Below are 412 nucleotides of genomic sequence, written 5' to 3'. Positions count from 1 at the left end.
AAGGTACGGTAGCTGCTGTTCCGCCGCAAGGTGGGCGTAAACATCCGCAACAGGAATTCTTGCAGGTTGATACCTCTAAGATCCTGTTTATCTGTGGCGGTGCGTTTGCCGGTCTGGATAAAGTGATTTCCCATCGTGTAGAAACCGGTTCCGGCATTGGTTTTGGCGCGACGGTAAAAGCGAAGTCCGACAAAGCAAGCGAAGGCGAGCTGCTGGCGCAGGTTGAACCGGAAGATCTGATCAAGTTTGGTCTGATCCCTGAGTTCATTGGTCGTCTGCCGGTTGTCGCAACGTTGAATGAACTGAGCGAAGAAGCTCTGATTCAGATCCTCAAAGAGCCGAAAAACGCCCTGACCAAGCAGTATCAGGCGCTGTTTAATCTGGAAGGCGTGGATCTGGAATTCCGTGACGA

1 protein-coding gene is annotated in these 412 nt (G+C 51.9%); it reads left to right on the top strand.

Annotated elements, in window-relative coordinates; translation table 11 throughout:
* Positions 1-412, top strand: a 412-nt coding sequence (locus tag GV819_RS32725; protein ID WP_161760128.1) for an AAA family ATPase, incomplete at both ends; no start/stop codon positions are given.

This window comes from Pseudomonas sp. Fl5BN2, from assembly GCF_009908205.1.
Classification (GTDB): domain Bacteria; phylum Pseudomonadota; class Gammaproteobacteria; order Pseudomonadales; family Pseudomonadaceae; genus Aquipseudomonas.
Note: the sequence above shows the minus strand (reverse complement) of the source record. Positions and strands in the feature narration are given on the sequence as shown.